Genomic DNA, 17,792 nt, shown 5'->3' with positions numbered 1-17,792 from the left:
GCATACCACGGGGCTGGATCACAGGAATCACCGTTGCCCCAACCCTTTGGCTGGATTGCCGCGAAAGGCGCCGACAGGTATACGCAAGACAAACATGCCCATTCGAAGGAGAGAAAGATGTCCAACGCCGATCTAGAAACCGCCATCGAAGCCGCTTGGGAGGTCCGCGATACGATCACGCCTGCAACCATAGGTGCCACCCGCGAAGCGATCGAGGAAACTCTTGCCGCGCTGGATGGCGGCACGCTGCGCGTGGCGGAAAAGCAGGACAGCGGCGACTGGCACGTGAACCAGTGGGCAAAAAAGGCCGTTCTTCTGGGTTTTCGCATCAAGGATATGGAACAGCAATCCGGCGGCCCGCAGGGCGGCGGATGGTGGGACAAGGTCGACAGCAAATTCGCAGGCTGGGGTGAAAACCAGTGGCGCGCTGCCGGCTTTCGCGCCGTGCCGAACTGCATCGTGCGCAAATCGGCCTATATCGCGCCCGGCGTCGTGCTGATGCCGTCCTTTGTCAACCTCGGCGCCTATGTGGACAGCGGCACAATGGTCGACACCTGGGCCACAGTCGGATCCTGCGCGCAGATCGGCAAGAACGTCCACTTGTCCGGTGGCGTTGGCATCGGCGGCGTACTGGAACCGATGCAGGCCGGTCCGACCATCATCGAGGACAACTGTTTTATCGGGGCGCGGTCTGAGGTTGTCGAGGGTTGCATCATCCGCGAAGGGTCGGTCCTGGGCATGGGTGTCTACATCGGCAAGTCGACCAAGATCATCGACCGCGAAACCGGTGAGGTCATGTATGGCGAAGTGCCGCCCTATTCAGTTGTGGTTTCCGGCTCCATGCCGTCCAAGAACAACGTGAACCTCTACTGCGCGGTGATCGTCAAGCGCGTGGATGCTCAGACCCGTTCCAAGACCGGCATCAACGAGTTGCTGCGCGACTGATCCCACCACAGGGAATCAAAAACGGGGTTGCGCGGGAAACTTTGCGCGGCCCCATGTCGTTGGGGCTGGGAAAGGATACCGCCCCATATGATTTCAGACCTCTCCCTACCCCTTCTTCTGACTGTCTTTGGCCTCGCCGGGCTTGTCGTCGTCATCGCCTCGATCAAGGCAACCGAACTGGCGGATGTCATAGCCGACCGAACACGCATGGGCGAGGCTCTGGTTGGCGGCCTGATCCTCGGCGGTGCCACATCGCTCGCGGGTGTAGTTGTCTCGGTCAACGCAGCGGTTTCAGGCGATGCGAGCTTTGCCTTTTCCAATGCCGTAGGCGGTATTGCGGCCCAGACCTTGTTTCTTGCCTTGGCGGACCTGCTGCACAAACGCGCCAACCTAGAACATGCGGCGGCCGAGCCTGCGAACCTGTTTCAGGCGGTTCTGCTGATCGTGCTGCTCTCTATTCCCATCGCCGCCATGGCGGGGCCGGACTTGGCCTATCTCGGTGTGCACCCGGCATCGGTCGTGCTATTTCTGGCCTATCTTGCGGGGGTGCGTATGTCCCAGACGGTTAGCGAGGCGCCCATGTGGCGCCCGGTCCGCACGGACGAAACGCGCGAAGATACACCCGCAGACGACAGTGAAAGTCAGAAATCTGCATTGGGTCCAGCCCTGCGCTTTGCCGCTTTGGTCGCGGTGATGGCTTTAGGTGGATGGGCGATCAGTCAGGTTGGCAGCACCTTCATCACGCGCTTTTCCCTGTCCTCCAGTCTTGTCGGCGCGCTGATCACGGCTGTTGTGACCTCCTTGCCCGAATTCGTCACAACACTGGTAGCGGTACGTCGCGGCGCGCTGCAACTGGCGGTTGGCGGCATCATCGGTGGCAACACCTTTGACACTCTGTTCTTGGTAATGTCGGATGTGGCCTATCGGGATGGGTCGCTTTATCACGCGGTATCGCTGCATGATCTTTATTGGCTCAGCACGGGCCTGATGATGACAGCGGTCCTGCTGGCCGGTCTTATCGTGCGCCAGAAGGCGGGACCGGGGCGGATCGGACTGGAAAGCGTGCTGATGATGGCGATCTATACAACCGCCTTGGGGGTCGAGCTTGCGATCTGACTGTCGCTCGCAACCCGGAAACACACGCCGGGCAAAGCATGCCCGACGGTTTTTTTATACGGCTTAGCTTAGCCCTGCAGAGATTTTACAACCAGCTCGCCTTCGGTCCGGGACTTCATGGCCAAGGCGGCTGCATGCGCGCCAGCCGCGGTCGTGAAGTAGGGGATCTTGTCATAGAGCGCGACCGATCGCATTTCGCGGGAATCCTCGACCGCCGCAGCACCTTCGGTGGTATTAAGCACCAGATCAATGCCGCTGTCCTTCATCAGGTCGACGACGTTGGGGCGCCCCTCATAGACCTTTTTCACCACGTCACAGGCAATACCCTGCGCCTTGAGGAATTTTGCAGTGCCACCTGTGGCCACGATGCGGAAGCCGAGGTCTGAGAGGACCTGCGCACATTCTGCCATCATCGGCGTCTTGTCGTCGTCGCGGATCGACAGGAAGACCGTGCCGCCCTCGGGCAGGATCGTGCCGGCCCCGATCTGCGCCTTGAGGAAGGCACGCGGGAACGACCGGTCCCATCCCATGACTTCGCCGGTCGAGCGCATTTCCGGGCCGAGGATCGTATCGACACCGGGGAAGCGGGCGAAGGGCAGCACTGCCTCTTTGACCGAAAACCAGGGCATATTCGGATCGGCCAAGGTCATCGGATCGGCTAGCGGCAGGACCGAGTCGTAATCCGTATCCGCCGGATAGGCCGGGCGGAGCGGGAAGTTCGACAGCGGTTCGCCCGCCATGATGCGCGCGGCGATTGAGGCGATGGCCGAATCCGTCGCCTTGGCAACAAAGGGCACGGTACGCGAGGCGCGGGGGTTGACCTCAATCAGGTAAATATCACCGTCTTTTACCGCAAATTGCACGTTCATCAGCCCGACCACGTTGAGGCCAAGGGCAAGCGCCTTGGTCTGGACGACGATTTCCTCGACGATCCCGGGGGCGAGCGAATAAGGCGGCAGCGAGCAGGCTGAGTCGCCCGAGTGCACGCCAGCCTCTTCGATATGCTGCATGATGCCGGCCACATGGACATCCTTGCCATCACACAGTGCGTCAACATCCAGCTCTACGGCGCCCGAAAGATAGCTGTCGAGCAGAACGGGGCTGTCGCCCGAAACCACAACCGCCTCTTTGATGTAGCGTTCGAGATGCGCGGTGTCGCGCACGATTTCCATCGCACGGCCGCCAAGCACATAGGACGGGCGGATCACCAGCGGGTAGCCGATGCTGTCGGCAATCGCCATGGCCTGTGCATCGGTGGAGGCGATGCCGTTGCGCGGCTGCTTCAGGCCCAGCTGGTTTACCAGCGCCTGGAACCGTTCACGGTCTTCGGCCAGGTCGATCATGTCGGGCGAGGTTCCGAGGATCGGGATGCCTTCTGCTTCGAGCATATCGGCGAGTTTCAGCGGTGTCTGGCCGCCGAACTGGACGATCACGCCATGCAAGGTGCCATTGTCCTGCTCAACCCGCAGGATCTCCATCACATGTTCGAAGGTCAGCGGCTCAAAGTACAGCCGGTCCGAGGTGTCATAGTCGGTCGACACCGTCTCTGGGTTGCAGTTGATCATGATGGTTTCATAACCAACATCGGTCAGGGCGTAACAGGCGTGGCAGCAGCAATAGTCGAATTCGATCCCCTGCCCGATCCGGTTCGGACCGCCGCCAAGGATGACGACCTTCTTGCGGTCCGAGGGGCGCGCCTCGCATTCGACCTCGCCCATCATAGGCATCTCGTAGGTGGAATACATGTAAGGCGTCTGCGCCTCGAATTCCGCCGCGCAGGTGTCGATGCGTTTGAACACAGCTGTCACGCCCAAGTTGATGCGTTTGCTGCGGATGTCCTTTTCGCTGAACCCGGTGAGCGTGGCGAGGCGGGCATCGGTGAAACCCATGATCTTGAGCATGCGCAGGCCTTCGGCATCCTGCGGCAAGCCGTTGGCGATAACCTCGGCCTCGACTTCGATGATCTCGCGGATACGGGCCAGGAACCAGGGGTCAAACATGGTGACGCCGTGGATGTCATCATCCGAGAGACCAAGGCGCATGGCCTGCGCGATCACGCGAATCCGGTCCGGCGTCTGTTTCGACAGCGCCTTGACGATGGCCGATTTCTCAGGTGCTCCGGGGATTTCGATGTCGTCAAAGCCGGTGAGGCCGGTTTCCATCGACGCGAGCGCCTTCTGGAACGACTCGTGGAAGGTCCGGCCAATGGCCATCGCCTCGCCCACCGATTTCATCGCGGTGGTGAGGTGCGGTTCGGAGCCGGGAAATTTTTCAAAGGCAAAGCGCGGGATCTTGGTCACGACATAGTCGATGGTCGGCTCGAACGAGGCCGGCGTCACCTTGGTGATGTCATTGTCCAGCTCGTCCAGCGTGTAGCCGACCGCCAGCTTGGCCGCGATCTTGGCAATCGGGAAGCCGGTCGCCTTGGAGGCCAGAGCGGAAGAGCGCGACACCCGCGGGTTCATTTCGATCACGACCATGCGGCCGTCCGCAGGGTTCACAGCCCACTGGACGTTTGATCCGCCAGTTTCGACGCCGATTTCGCGCAGCACGGCAATCGAGCCGTTGCGCATGATCTGGTATTCCTTGTCCGTCAGGGTCAGCGCCGGGGCGACAGTGATGGAATCGCCGGTGTGCACGCCCATCGGATCGACGTTTTCGATGGCACAGACGATGATCGCATTGTCGGCCTTGTCGCGGACGACCTCCATCTCGAACTCTTTCCAGCCGAGCAGCGATTCATCGACAAGGATCTGGTTTACAGGCGAGGCGTCCATGCCCGTACGGCAGTAATATTCATAATCTTCGCGGTTATACGCCACGCCGCCACCGGTGCCGCCCAGCGTATAAGCTGGCCGGATGATCGCGGGCAGGCCGACATAATCCAGCGTTTCCAGCGCAAGCCGCACGCCTTCTTTGAGGTCCGCCTTGCCATTCGGCAGCGTCGGCGCAGTGACAATCGTCGCCTTGGGGTTCTCAAGGCCGATCCGGTCCATCGCTTCGCGGAACAGCTTGCGGTCTTCGGCCATTTCGATGGCCTCACGCTTGGCGCCGATCATCTCAACGCCGTATTTGGCCAGAACGCCCATCTCTTCGAGCTTGAGCGAGGTGTTCAGACCCGTCTGACCGCCCATGGTCGGCAGCAGCGCGTCGGGGCGTTCCTTTTCGATGATCTTGGCGACAACTTCGGGGGTGATCGGCTCGATATAGGTGGCATCGGCAAGACCCGGGTCAGTCATGATCGTCGCGGGGTTCGAGTTGACCAAGATAACGCGGTAACCTTCCTCGCGCAGAGCCTTGCAGGCCTGAGCGCCGGAATAATCGAATTCGCAAGCCTGCCCGATGACGATTGGGCCAGCTCCGATGATCATGATGGATTTGATATCGGTACGTTTGGGCATGGCGGACCTCGTCTGAACGGCAGGGGGGAACACCCCGCAAAACAAGGCGCAGGGTGCAAATTGTCGTGGGTTATAGAGATCGCGGGTGCGGGTGCAACCCCATTAGGCCAGCGATATCGGGGCGACGGATCACGCGTGCAGCAGGCGGATCGCACAACCACTTGCGGCACCTGAGAAACAATCCCCCGGGCACCCCGCGAAAACAGCCCCATTTTCTGCCCGAAACGCTAAACAACGCCCGCTTCCCTTGACTTCCGGGCCTTTCAGGGGTGTATCGGCCCCTAACTCAGCCGCAGTCCAAGGGGCCCAACATGCACGCCTATCGCAGCCATTCCTGCGCCGATCTGACCAAAGCCGACGTGGGCACCAAAGTCCGCCTGTCGGGCTGGGTCCACCGCATCCGCGACCACGGCGGTATCCTCTTCATCGACCTGCGCGACCATTACGGCATCACGCAGGTGTTGTGTGACCCCGACAGCCCGGTCTTTGCACAGGTGGAAAAGGTCCGCAGCGAATGGTGCATCCGCATCGACGGCGTGGTGAAGGCGCGTGCCGACACTCTGGTCAATCCCAAGCTGCCCACCGGCGAAATCGAAGTCTTTGTCGATGATATCGAGGTTCTGGGTGCTGCCGATGAGCTGCCGCTGATCGTGTTCGGCGATCAGGAATATCCCGAGGAAACGCGCCTGCGCTATCGCTACCTCGACCTGCGTCGCGACGTGATGCAAAAGAACATGATGCTGCGGTCCGATGTTGTCGCCTCGATGCGCCGTCGGATGTGGGATCAGGGCTTCCGCGAATATCAGACGCCGATCATCACGGCGAGCAGCCCCGAGGGCGCGCGCGACTTCCTCGTGCCGTCGCGTCTGCACCCGGGAAAATTTTACGCACTGCCTCAGGCCCCGCAGCAGTTCAAGCAGCTGATCATGGTGTCGGGCTTTGACAAGTATTTCCAGATCGCGCCCTGTTTCCGCGACGAAGACCCGCGCGCCGACCGGTCGCCCACCGATTTCTACCAGCTCGACCTTGAGATGTCCTTCGTCACACAGCAGGACGTGTTCGACACGATCCAGCCGGTTCTGGGCGGTGTGTTCGAGGAATTCGGCGGTGGTCGCAAGGTTGACCAGACCTGGGAGCAGATTTCCTACAAGGATTCCGCGCTGTGGTACGGCACCGACAAGCCCGACCTGCGCAACCCGATCAAAATGCAGGTCGTGTCCGACCATTTCGCAGGCTCGGGCTTTGCGATCTTCGCCAAGCTGCTGGAGCAGGACGGAACGCAGATCCGCGCCATCCCGGCACCCGGCGGCGGGTCGCGCAAATTCTGCGACCGCATGAACGCCTTTGCGCAAAAGGAAGGTCTGCCCGGGATGGGCTATATCTTCTGGCGCGATCAGGGTCAGGGTCTTGAAGCCGCAGGCCCGCTGGCCAAGAACATCGGCCCCGAGCGGACCGAAGCGATCCGTCAGCAACTGGGTCTGGAGGTCGGAGATGCGGCGTTCTTCCTGGGGGGCAAGCCCAAGCAGTTCGAATCCGTCGCGGGACGCGCCCGGACCGTGATTGGCGAAGAACTGAACCTGACAGACAAGGACCGGTTTGCCTTTGCCTGGATCGTGGATTTCCCGATCTACGAAAAGGACGCTGAAACCGGCAAGATCGACTTTGAACACAACCCGTTTTCCATGCCGCAGGGCGGGATGGAGGCGCTGCAAGGCGATCCGCTGGATGTGCTCGGGTTCCAGTATGACCTGGCCTGCAACGGCTATGAGCTGGTCAGCGGCGCGATCCGGAACCACCGCCCCGAGATCATGTTCAAGGCCTTCGAGATTGCCGGCTATGGCGAAGAAGAGGTGCGCAAGCGCTTTGGCGGCATGGTCAACGCATTCCGCTTTGGCGCCCCGCCCCACGGTGGCTGCGCGGCCGGCATCGACCGGATCGTGATGCTGCTGGCAGACGAGGCGAATATCCGCGAGGTCATCATGTTCCCGATGAACCAGCGCGCCGAGGATGTCATGATGGGTGCGCCCAGCGAGCCGACTTCGGATCAGCTGATGGAGCTGCGCCTGCGGTCGATCCCGCAGGACTGATCGTCACATATAAATCGAACCGCAAAAGGCGGGGCCGTTCACACGGTCCCGCCTTTTTCATATCCGTCAGATCGCCATGCGGTCCGCCAGCCGATCCTGCACCAGCCCCGACACCCGCGCGAGAGTTGCGCCGACGTTGCGCCCCTGCCCCTGCGAACGCACCAGATCCTGCGCCGCCACGCTCAGCGGTGCATCGCCGGCGATCTGGGCCACGCCGGACAGGAACCGCGCCACATAGTCCAGCGACGCGCCATCCACATCACCCCCCAGAATGTCCGCCGCATGGGCCATATCATCGCGATAGGCGATGGGGTCGGGATGGACCATTTCGGTCTGCACCTCACGCGCGCCACGCGGCCGCCGTTCTTGCGGCAGATGGGACAGGATTACATTCTGGAAAAAGGCAATGCTAGAGACAGGCTTTTCCAGAAAATCATCCGCCCCCGCCGCGATGGCCACCGATTCCGAAAAGCTGTCGCCGCTGGTGGCAAGGATCACCGCGACTCTGGGCGTCGCAATAACCAGTTCAGCGATCAGCTCAGCCCCTGACCCGTCCGGCAACCCCATGTCTACGATGATCACCGAGGGCCGATAGACCTGCAGATGTCGGCGCGCGGACTGCAAGCAATCGGCCCGGCGAATGCGCGCCCCACTTCGCAAGCACATCAGCCGAATAGCATCGCAGGCATAGCGGCTGTCCTCGACCACCAGAAGGGTCAGCCCCAGCAGCGGTCGTGCCGCCGTCGGCGCGCAAACCCGGTCAAAATGCTCCAACTCATCCATGGCAGCCTCCTAAAAAATGCTCCCCCAAACATCGCCCAGCATAACTAACAGTCTGTTAAGAAGACCCGGGATCTTGCGGCCTGACGGCCCCGCAGTCCATAAGCGGAGGAACCGTCGCCCCAAGGGAGTTTCGTTCATGATCGGTCGCCTGAACCACGTCGCCATCGCAGTCCCGGATCTGACCGCTGCGGCAGAGCAATATCGCAACGCCCTCGGCGCATCGGTCGGCGCACCTCAGGACGAACCCGACCATGGCGTCACCGTGGTCTTCATCGAACTGCCAAACACCAAGATCGAACTGCTTTACCCGCTTGGGGAAGACAGCCCGATCAATGGCTTCCTTGAAAAAAATCCATCGGGTGGCATTCATCATATCTGCTATGAGGTCGACGATATCATCTCTGCGCGTGACCATCTGCTGGCCACTGGTGCCCGGGTTCTGGGCAGCGGAGAGCCCAGGATAGGCGCTCATGGCAAGCCGGTGCTGTTCCTGCATCCAAAAGATTTCAATGGCTGCCTTGTGGAACTGGAACAGGTCTGAGACCGCGCTAAATTCTATCTAAACGCTGAAAGGTTTCTCTCTCATGTCGATCACCTCTGCCATCGTTCTGTTCGCAGTCCTTTGGTTCCTCATCTACCTTATGGTCATTCCGATTCGGCTGAAAACGCAGGGCGATCTAGGCGCTGTCGTACCGGGCACACATGCCGGATCGCCCGAAATCCATAACCTAAAGAAAAAGGCATGGATCACCACCGGGATCACGACAGTTCTGTGGGTAATCATTGCCGGAATCATCCTTTCGGGCACGGTCACCATCCGCGACATCGACATGTTCAACCGGATGGGGCCCGCTTCCACAATTGATGGAACAAATGGGTAAAGGTTGCCGCGCCCAAGATCGGGATGAACAGATTCATCAGCGGCACTGATAGTGGAATCGCTATCAGCACACCGGCGCCCCAGATGGTCAGCATGTGCTTGCGGCGCATCTGTTTCGCGCCTTCGCGACCAACACGACGCATGGCTGCCAGCGTGAAATACTCCCGTCCCAGCAGGAATCCGTTCAGGCCCCAGAAAATGAACAGCGCGGCCGGGGCGAAAAGGACATACAGCACCAGCGCCAGAAGGTTTGCCCCGATCAGCACGCCAAGAAAGTTGACGGTGTCCATCGCCGCCTCGGCAAAAGGTATTCGTGCGGCCGGTGGCAAGTTTGGATAGTGACGTTCTTCCACCGCTCCGGCCACATCATCCAGAAACATCGACGTGATGGCGGATGCGACAGGCACCATCAGAAAGACCGACAGGAACAGCATAAAGAACAGCGATCCCCAGCTCAGCAGATCATTGAGCCAAGTCACATGTCCGAGCAAGGGTAAGGTCACGTCCTCGCCTACCATCCAGTGGATCAGTCCCAGCACAGCCGCATAGGCACCTACCAGCAGCGCCAAAGTCAACGCGACACCCAGCATCAGCACACGACCGAACCTGCGGTCGCCGATCTGGCTGAGTGCCTTGGCAAAGGCGGACAGCATCATGCATCGACCCATTGAACGATGGTCCCCAGATCCGGGCGCGGGCGATCTGGCGGTACCGAGGTTTCGGTGCCGATGTGCATGTAGCCCGCGACGCGTTCGTTTTCCGCAAGGCCCAAGGCCGCCGTGACAAACGCGCGTTCGTGCCCGACCCAGCCCGACAGCCAGTTCGCCCCCCAGCCTGCTGCCAGCGCCGCATTCAGCAGCGCCAGACAGACCGCGCCGGCCGAGTAGGTTTGTTCGATCTTGGGGATCTTGGGTGCATCGCGCTGCACCTCGATCACCGCAATGCAGAGAGGCGAATCAGCGAACTGCTTCTGGCCCTTTTCGATTTGTTCGGGGTCCAAGCCAAGGGCAGCGCCTTGGCTTACCGCAAGAGCAGCAAGGCGGTCCAGCGCCGCACGCTCCAGAACGATCAGCCGCCAAGGTTCCAGCTTGCCATGATCCGGAGTGCGGGCGGCAGCGGTCAGGATCGGCATAAGCGCAGCGCGGTCTGGGGCAGGCAGTGTCAACGTCTTGGCCGGGCGCGACCGCCGGGTAAGAAGAAATTCAAGAGCAGCGGGATTCGGGGTAAGCATGGCGGTCTCCTTGGCTTTGCTCTGTATGTCATGGCGAACAGCATTAGGTTCAACTGAAAATAGCGATTCCAGGATGCGACTGCCCGGCACCGCGTGCTAGCCAGCGACATGATCAAAGGCGAACTGACCCACCTCGCGACCCCCGGCACCACACTGACCGTGCGGGTTACGCCCAAAGCCTCTTCAAATCGCGTGATTGAAGAGGATGACAGCCTGCGCGTCTATGTAACGGCTGTTCCAGCGGGTGGTGAGGCAAACGCTGCCGTTCAGAAGATTCTGGCTAAGGCGCTGGGGCTTGCCAAAACGCGGCTTACGTTGGTGAAGGGAGCAACATCTCGGGAAAAGGTGTTCCGGATCGACTGAGCGAGCGCATCTCAGGTCTTGCGGGTATACACCCCTTCGGGCAGCGAAAGCGCCGCTGCAAGATCATGCATCTGGGAAATGGACAGGGTGACTTTTTGCACGCTGTCGGTACGAGCGTCATATTGCTCTACCGTGATGCATTCTTCAAAGGAATTGACTATCACGTCCTCTTGCAAGGGCGCGTCCCCCTCATCCACAAGGGTAACAACTGTGGCGTCAAAATCGTGCTCGATGCTAAACATAGGTACAGATTAACCCCGAGACACGGCCTTGCCCAGCCTTTCCCGACGTCGGTGCATCGCAAAAAGCAAGGGGGCGAGGATTTGATCATACACTAGGGACGAGGCTTGGGCGATTCCAGGCAACCGCACCAAACGAGCCAGCCAACGCAAATGGGGAATGCAGTCCCAGACTCGAGCAAAGGCCGCAACGCCATCGTACATCTGGCCATCCTGCAACACGTGGAACCGCCGCGCGGCCTGCGCCCGGCTTAGTCCAAAGCGCTCTGTGTCGGCTTCGGAAAGTCCGGCATAGGTGATGTCAGGCTGATTGCATGTCATGCGTTTGTATCCCGCCACCTCGCGGGCGCATATAGGACAGGAATCATTGTAGATGACGATCATTTCACTGTTCATATCAATTCATATAGCCCTGCACGAGCCTGAGCCAAGTGAGCAAAAAGTGACTGGCCCCGCGAACCCGGCACCGCTACGCTGGTCTGGCAACACTTGGAGCCGTAATGCGCTGGTTGATCCTTTTTTCTCTTTTCTCCCTCACCGCCTGCGATGTCTTTCCAACAGAGCAGCCCTTGCCCCAGACGCCGCGTAGCGAAAGTCCCGCACAGGCAGATCTGCGCGGACGTGCAGATGGCGCCGCGCGCACCTTTGTGCAAGTGGTCCAGACGATCGAACCGGTGGCCGAAAGCGAATGCCGCCGTTTTGCGCCAAGGGCAAATTGCGACTTCCTGATCGTTGTAGATGATCGCCCGGATCAACCGCCGAACGCCTTTCAGACCTTATCGCAGAGCGGTCGGCCCATCCTTGGCGTCAACCTTGCCTTGATCGCCTCGGTCGAAAATGCGGACGAGCTTGCCTTTGTCATGGGGCATGAATCGGCGCATCACATCCTTGGCCATCTGGCCCGATCTCAACAGAATGCCGCTGTGGGCGCTGTGATCTTTTCAGGACTTGCGGCGATGAGCGGCGCCAATGCTGAAAACGTCCGTTCAGCCGAAGAGTTTGGCGCCACCGTCGGCGCGCGCTCTTACTCCAAGGATTTCGAGCTGGAGGCAGATCGGCTGGGCACGATAATAACAATGCGCGCTGGGTACGACGCGGTGCATGGCGCCGCTTTTTTCACGCGGATCCCCGATCCTGGTAACAAGTTCCTCGGGACACATCCTCCAAATGGCCAGCGTATAGAAATTGTCCGCAGAACGGCAGCTGCTCTATCGTCAGGTATTTAATAATGACCGCGCCCTTAAAAGGCGCGGCAAATATATTGGCTTAGTGGGTGCGCATATTCTTGGCCGAATTCTTGATCGCGGCATACTGGCCTGAAGGGCGATAAGGCCAAAGGTATTCCGGTAGCACGGATTCAAGCGCGGTGGGAGAAATGCCAAGATCCGCAAATCCCTTTGCCCCGTCCGACACCACATTGTCCCGGCGCAGATTACGCACCTGATCGCGGGTAATCATTGTGTTGGATACAAGACCCAAAGTAGCAGTCTCAAGCAGGTCAAACCCCGCCCCCATCAACGCCGCCAAGGGGAACGGTATGTTCAACACCAATTTGCGGCGTTGGATCACGTCCAGCATATGCGCCATCAGGTCGCGAAACGTCTCGACCTCCGGGCCACCCAGTTCATAGACACCGGGCGCGGCCTCGCCCTTGACCGCCATTACGGCGGCCTTGGCAACATCATCAACATAAACCGGCTGAAACCGTGTATCGGCCCCAACGACGGGCAATATCGGACCCAGTTGGGACATGGACGCGAATCGGTTGAAAAACGCATCCTCAGATCCAAAAACAATGGACGGCCGCAGGATGACCGCATTGGGAAAATGCTCCAGAACGGCAGCTTCCCCAAGCCCCTTGGTCCTTGCGTAATCGCTGTTTGAAGCAGGGTCAGCCCCAATCGCAGAAATTTGCACCAGCTGGCCAACGCCCGCCTCTGCGGCGAGTCTGGCAACACGAGCAGCTCCTTGGGCCTGAACCGCATCAAAGCTGTTTTTGCCATTCTCCGCGAGTATTCCAACGCAATTGACCACAGCATCGGAGCCGTTCATCACCTGCGCGACAGAGGCATCGTCGCGGATGTTACACAACACCGGCTCCACTTGACCAACAACACCGTAAGGGCGAACAAAAATCGCCTCGTTCGGGCGCCTGACTGCCACCCGTACGCGCCAGCCTTCTTTGGCCATACGGCGGGCTATGTAGCGTCCGACGAAACCGGATCCGCCGTAAATGGTGACACGTTTGGACATCGGTCTTCTCCATGCATGCTTATCCCTCTGCTTAACTGCCCCATGCCCGTCAGGCAAGATGCTGCGTTGCCGCGAATTTTTAGTATCGGTCCTTATTTTTTCCGTCTGATCCCCGTTGACACTCCCATGCGCCACAAGTAAATCCCACCCACGACACCTGCCCAGGTGGCGGAATGGTAGACGCGCTGGCTTCAGGTGCCAGTGGCCGCAAGGCCGTGGAGGTTCGAGTCCTCTCCTGGGCACCACTTCATTCAAACATGCCGATGGCTTGAGTGATGCAAGTATGTTTGCTCCGCACAATCTCTGCAGCTTGGCAAAGAAGAGTTGATATGCGACTGATGCTCGACATGGATTACCTTACGACATCAACATAGTCCGGTAAATACAAGCACCGTCGAAGAGTGCCGTGAGACTTGATCGGCATCATAGGAAAGCGCGAGTTATCTGTAACACTCAAGACAGATGTAGCTCAGTTAGCCGCCCAGCGCTACCAAACTGTACATCGCAGGATCGAAGCGGAGCTTTCGGAAGTGAATCGCCCCGTGTCTGTCGGAGACCATCAAGTTAAGTAAGGATGATGGTTATGACAAAAGGCAAATGGTTACTCACCATAGGTATTTGCGCGTGCGGTCCGGATATGGTGTTCGAGCATCAAGTCTCGCACGGACGGCAGGCGCGCGGTCGCGGCGAGTGCACCCAAGATTGGCTGCATTCCCCAAACACTGGGTGAATGGGTCAACCAGGCCAAGAAGCACAGTGGCAGGCGCAACGGTGTAATCTCTGGGGAGCGGAACGGGATCAAGGCGCTGGAACGTGAGGTTCTCGCGTTGCGCAACGCAAATGAACTCCTGTGCAAGGCGTCAGCTTGTTTTGCCCGCGATCTCGGCGATGTAAACATCGCTTTCCGGGCACCGGGACTAAGCTCGACCGCCCACTGAAGCGATGATCGGCTCCAGTAAAGATGAGCGTAGTGTTTACGGCGTCGAGTCGATCTGCAGAATGCCACCGATCGCGCCGTCGGTTGCACGGCAGTCGATACGCATTATCGATGAGGCCGGGCATTCTATCACCAACTTGCATGCCGTGCGGACCCTTGTAAATCCTCGGTAAGGCATCACCGGGATACGGAGCTGCCTGACCGTAAATCAAACGGATCTGGAACTAAAAATATCAGGTCTATGGAGTCCGTAAACAGCCACAGCTTGTTAACACACCAAGGTTAAAGCTCATGCCACAAATTTTGTGATGCGGACTGTCGAAAAATAGAAGAGAGGGCACCAAAGTTGAAAGTAGAAAAGGTTCTTCTGCGTGCAAAATTTCATGAACGGAAAGGAGAAATAGGTCAGGCTCGGACATTGTATAAGGATTTGTTAAGAGAATTTCCTAAAAACAAGCGTGCACAGCAGTCGCTAGCCGCAATGAACAAACATGCATCTGACGCAAGGGTTCGAGAAGATCCGCCTTTGAAGCAGCTAAAGGCCCTTCTGTCGCTACACAATGAAGGGCAACTAGAAACAGTCTGTGAATGCGCGCGAGTTCTGCTGAGTGAATTCCCAAGGTCATTTTTTTTATGGAATATATTTGGTGCTGTGAACAGGCAGCTTGGAAATTTTCCGAGCGCGGAGCGCTCGTTTAGAAATGCAGAAGTGTTAAATCCGAATTCTGCGGAAGTTCATAACAGCCTTGGCCTCACACTTCAAGAACTTGGTAAACCAAATTGTTCATTATCTGAGTATATTTGTGCGCTTAAGATCAAGCCAAATTTCATCGAAGCGCATTACAATATGGGCAACGCTTTTCAGGAATTGAAAAGATTTGAAGAAGCTACAACAGCGTATAAGAACGCGCTTGCCATTGAGCCAAATTTTTTCGAGGCTTTTTTTAATATGGGGGCTGCGCTAAGATGTAACGGAGAGCTCGACGCTGCAGTTGCTGCATATAAGCAGGCCATTGCAATTCAGCCTGATTATGTGGCAGCACATAACAACTTAGGCACCACATTGAGACTTCAGAACAAGACAGACGCGGCGATCACAGCCTTTAAGCGCGCGATCGAAATCAGACCAGATTACGCAGAAGCGTATTTTAATTTGGGAAACGCGTTTCAAACGCAGCACAAATTGGATTCTGCAATTTCTGCATATGAAAGCGCAATTCTGCTAAAACCTAAATATGCAGAAGTCTATAACAATATGGGTGCGGCGTTACAGGCAAAGCGCGAACTTCACGCAGCGCAATTGGCGCTTGAATTTGCAACAAGAACGAGTCCTGATTATGCAGAAGCGCATTGCAACCTTGGCAGCGTTTTACAGGAGCAAGGCCAGTTTACTGAGGCGATCAATGCTTTTAAGAGAACTCTCCAGATCAGACCTGACCATGCGGTTGCCGAAGCCAATTTGCTGCATCAGAAACATCAAATCGGTGACTGGCAAGCATATGATCAGCTTGGATCGGTCTGTGAGCGTTTGGGAATCACAACAAATGCGGTTACAGGCTTCACAATGTTATCTAAAGAAGATGATCCGGGCCGACAACTCGCGCGTGCTAAAGCATGGGTGGCAGAGAACTACACGCAGTCATCAATTCCAATAGCTGCAAGACTGGATTCGCTTCCAAGGCGTTTGCGCATCGGATATTTTAGCGCTGATTTCCATGATCATCCGGTCCTTTTCCTGATCTCCGGGTTGCTTCGCAACTATAGTCGAGACCAGTTTGAAGTCATTGCGTTCAGCTATGGCGGCCCCAACGAAAGTGAGATGCGAAAGTTGGTAGAGAGGAACGTAGATCACTTCGTTGAGATCACGCAGAAAGAGAATAGTGACATTGTTGAAATGGCGCGCGGATATGAATTAGATATCGCGATTGACCTGAATGGTTATACACAAAATACGCGATCAGATTTGTTCCAGTTTCGTCTGGCACCCATCCAAATAAACTACCTTGGCTATCCTAGTACGACCGGCGCCACCTTTATGGACTATATGGTCGCCGATCCAATATCCCTTCCGCAGTCTGAGCGAAAATTTTACTCAGAGAATATCATTTATATGCCTGACAGCTGGGTTCCATATGATGACTGTCGCGAGATCTCCAGATGCAAAACCACCCCTTCTGATTTCGGGCTTCCCGAAGATGCTTTTGTCTTTTGCTGTTTCAATAACAGCTACAAGATCAGTCCACGCGAGTTCAATATCTGGATGCGCATACTCACGAATGTTCCCGATAGTGTGTTGTGGTTATTTTCTTCCAACAAATGGGTCGAAAAAAATTTACGGCGTGAAGCCGTTGTGCGCAACGTTGATCCTGAACGCCTCATTTTTGCGGAAAAAATCCCACATGCCGAGTATCTTGCTCGTTACCGACATGCGGACCTATTCTTGGACACGTTCAACTTCAATGCAATCACAACAGGGAGCGATGCGCTATGGGCGGGATTACCGATTGTCACAAAATCTGGCCGTCAATTTTGCGCTCGAAGTACTGCAAGTCTATTGAACGCAGTCGGTTTATCTGAGCTTATCACGGAGACAGAATCTGAATATGAAGCGCTCATACTTGATCTTGCATTGGATCGGGAAAAGCTCAGCGAGATCAAAAATAAACTCAAAAAAAACTTATCCGTAGAGCCTCTCTTTGACACCAAAAGGTACACGCGAAATTTCGAGAATGGTTTACTTCAAGCATATCATCTGCATTTTAGCGGCAAACGGGCGGAAGATATTTGGGTTCGAAGTTCGCCACCGCAGTAGGAGCAGGGTTACTGAACCTAGGCTCCAGACCCATTGATTTGACCCTCTCGGCGTGATTAAGGATCCGCAAAGGAGACCTGATCGATGAGCAACTTGTTCTGGCTGACCGAAGCGCAGATGGCGCGCCTTCGCCCCTTCTTTCCCAAGAGCCATGGCCGCCCACGCGTGGATGCTCTGCGTGTTCTGAGCGGCATTATCTTCATCAATCGCAATGGTTTGCGGTGGTGCGACGCACCGAGGGAATATGGGCCAGCGAAGACCCTCTACAACCGCTGGAAGCGCTGGAGCGATAACGGGGTTTTCGCCCGGATCATGGTCGGGCTGGCCGCCGAGAGCACTGATCCCAAGACAATCATGATCCCCCTCTCATTGAGTGCTGCGCAATCAACTGCCGGGCAATGGACGCGACTTATCTGAAGGCGCATCGCACGGCTTGCAGCCTGCGTGCAAAAAAGGGGGGGCGCGGTCGCCAGATCGGTCGAACGAAAGGGTTCGAGGGAGAAAGAAACTGTCCAGTGGACAGTTTCGCCCGAGAACGGAACACAAAGCTGCACGCCCTCACCGATGCGAAGGGCAGACCTATCCGCTTCTTCATGTCGGCAGGACCCCCTCTCGGTGATGCAGGCGTCACCGAGAGGGCAGCGGGTCAATGATTATACCGGCGCGGCTGCGCGTCTGGACAGCCCTTGGATTCAAGTTTGAAGTGCGACGGTTGATTTGATGGCCGCGAGTTCTTCGGCCATGG

At 57.4% G+C, this 17,792-nt stretch carries 15 protein-coding genes, 1 tRNA gene, 2 pseudogenes and 1 other annotated feature; of the genes and pseudogenes, 11 read left to right on the top strand and 7 right to left on the bottom strand.

What is annotated here, in order from left to right:
* Positions 1-117: 117 nt before the first annotated feature.
* Together dapD and P775_RS02845 are read left to right on the top strand one after the other, a co-directional pair.
* On the top strand, positions 118-945 hold the full coding sequence (dapD, locus tag P775_RS02850; RefSeq protein ID WP_099909611.1) for a 2,3,4,5-tetrahydropyridine-2,6-dicarboxylate N-succinyltransferase: 828 nt from the start codon (positions 118-120) through the stop codon (positions 943-945).
* Positions 946-1,032: 87 nt separating this feature from the next.
* A complete protein-coding gene (locus tag P775_RS02845; protein WP_099909545.1) occupies positions 1,033-2,061 on the top strand; it encodes a sodium:calcium antiporter in 1,029 nt (342 codons plus the stop codon).
* Positions 2,062-2,129: 68 nt separating this feature from the next.
* Here the strand turns inward: P775_RS02845 and carB are convergent, their stop codons facing one another.
* Positions 2,130-5,462, bottom strand: a complete 3,333-nt coding sequence (carB, locus tag P775_RS02840; RefSeq protein ID WP_099909544.1) for a carbamoyl-phosphate synthase large subunit — start codon at positions 5,460-5,462, stop codon at positions 2,130-2,132.
* Positions 5,463-5,773: 311 nt separating this feature from the next.
* Here carB and aspS point away from each other — a divergent pair, with 311 nt between their 5' ends.
* Complete coding sequence (gene aspS / locus P775_RS02835) at positions 5,774-7,549, top strand: aspartate--tRNA ligase (protein ID WP_099909543.1); 1,776 nt, start codon at positions 5,774-5,776, stop codon at positions 7,547-7,549.
* 66 nt (positions 7,550-7,615) lie between these two features.
* Here the strand turns inward: aspS and P775_RS02830 are convergent, their stop codons facing one another.
* Positions 7,616-8,332 (bottom strand): response regulator, encoded by a 717-nt coding sequence (locus P775_RS02830; RefSeq protein WP_099909542.1) that lies wholly within the window; start codon positions 8,330-8,332, stop codon positions 7,616-7,618.
* Positions 8,333-8,468: 136 nt separating this feature from the next.
* Here P775_RS02830 and mce point away from each other — a divergent pair, with 136 nt between their 5' ends.
* Positions 8,469-8,873 (top strand): methylmalonyl-CoA epimerase, encoded by a 405-nt coding sequence (gene mce, locus P775_RS02825; RefSeq protein WP_099909541.1) that lies wholly within the window; start codon positions 8,469-8,471, stop codon positions 8,871-8,873.
* 43 nt (positions 8,874-8,916) lie between these two features.
* Positions 8,917-9,213: a DUF1467 family protein gene (locus P775_RS02820; RefSeq protein ID WP_099909540.1), complete on the top strand. Its 297-nt coding sequence runs from the start codon at positions 8,917-8,919 to the stop codon at positions 9,211-9,213.
* Here P775_RS02820 and P775_RS02815 read toward each other — a convergent pair.
* Both P775_RS02815 and P775_RS02810 read right to left on the bottom strand, forming a co-directional pair.
* Positions 9,167-9,868 (bottom strand): EI24 domain-containing protein, encoded by a 702-nt coding sequence (locus tag P775_RS02815; protein ID WP_099909539.1) that lies wholly within the window; start codon positions 9,866-9,868, stop codon positions 9,167-9,169. The genes P775_RS02820 and P775_RS02815 overlap by 47 nt on opposite strands.
* Positions 9,865-10,443, bottom strand: coding sequence for a nitroreductase family protein (locus tag P775_RS02810; protein ID WP_099909538.1), 579 nt, complete (start codon positions 10,441-10,443; stop codon positions 9,865-9,867). Before P775_RS02810 ends, P775_RS02815 begins: the two co-directional genes overlap by 4 nt.
* Before the next feature lie 108 nt (positions 10,444-10,551).
* Between P775_RS02810 and P775_RS02805 the strand changes: the two genes are divergently transcribed.
* Positions 10,552-10,806 (top strand): DUF167 domain-containing protein, encoded by a 255-nt coding sequence (locus P775_RS02805; RefSeq protein WP_099909537.1) that lies wholly within the window; start codon positions 10,552-10,554, stop codon positions 10,804-10,806.
* Between the two features lie 11 nt (positions 10,807-10,817).
* On the opposite strand, the gene P775_RS02800 is transcribed toward P775_RS02805, so the two are convergent.
* Together P775_RS02800 and P775_RS02795 are read right to left on the bottom strand one after the other, a co-directional pair.
* Positions 10,818-11,048 carry a hypothetical protein gene (locus P775_RS02800; RefSeq protein WP_099909536.1) on the bottom strand — a complete coding sequence of 77 codons (231 nt, stop codon included), beginning with the start codon at positions 11,046-11,048 and terminating at the stop codon, positions 10,818-10,820.
* 9 nt (positions 11,049-11,057) lie between these two features.
* Positions 11,058-11,429 carry a thiol-disulfide oxidoreductase DCC family protein gene (locus tag P775_RS02795; protein ID WP_281256056.1) on the bottom strand — a complete coding sequence of 124 codons (372 nt, stop codon included), beginning with the start codon at positions 11,427-11,429 and terminating at the stop codon, positions 11,058-11,060.
* 116 nt (positions 11,430-11,545) lie between these two features.
* On the opposite strand from P775_RS02795, the gene P775_RS02790 reads away from it, so the two are divergent.
* Complete coding sequence (locus P775_RS02790; protein ID WP_099909534.1) at positions 11,546-12,271, top strand: M48 family metallopeptidase; 726 nt, start codon at positions 11,546-11,548, stop codon at positions 12,269-12,271.
* A gap of 40 nt (positions 12,272-12,311) precedes the next feature.
* Here P775_RS02790 and P775_RS02785 read toward each other — a convergent pair whose 3' ends face one another.
* Complete coding sequence (locus P775_RS02785; RefSeq protein WP_099909533.1) at positions 12,312-13,298, bottom strand: complex I NDUFA9 subunit family protein; 987 nt, start codon at positions 13,296-13,298, stop codon at positions 12,312-12,314.
* Between the two features lie 159 nt (positions 13,299-13,457).
* Between P775_RS02785 and P775_RS02780 the strand changes: the two genes are divergently transcribed.
* The 4 genes and pseudogenes from P775_RS02780 to P775_RS02770 form a co-directional block, all read left to right on the top strand.
* Positions 13,458-13,543: transfer RNA gene (locus tag P775_RS02780), tRNA-Leu, on the top strand.
* Positions 13,544-13,891: 348 nt separating this feature from the next.
* A pseudogene (locus P775_RS28745) lies at positions 13,892-14,460 on the top strand (transposase); the annotation flags it as partial.
* Positions 14,197-14,315 (top strand) — a sequence feature (AL1L pseudoknot). It overlaps the preceding pseudogene by 119 nt.
* A 121-nt stretch (positions 14,461-14,581) precedes the next feature.
* A complete protein-coding gene (locus tag P775_RS02775; protein ID WP_143520785.1) occupies positions 14,582-17,047 on the top strand; it encodes a tetratricopeptide repeat protein in 2,466 nt (821 codons plus the stop codon).
* A gap of 84 nt (positions 17,048-17,131) precedes the next feature.
* Positions 17,132-17,652 (top strand): annotated as a pseudogene (locus tag P775_RS02770) (IS5 family transposase); the annotation flags it as partial.
* Positions 17,653-17,792 lie beyond the last annotated feature (140 nt).

Source organism: Puniceibacterium antarcticum (assembly GCF_002760615.1).
Classification (GTDB): domain Bacteria; phylum Pseudomonadota; class Alphaproteobacteria; order Rhodobacterales; family Rhodobacteraceae; genus Puniceibacterium; species Puniceibacterium antarcticum.
This window is presented reverse-complemented; position numbering and strand designations above follow the sequence as displayed.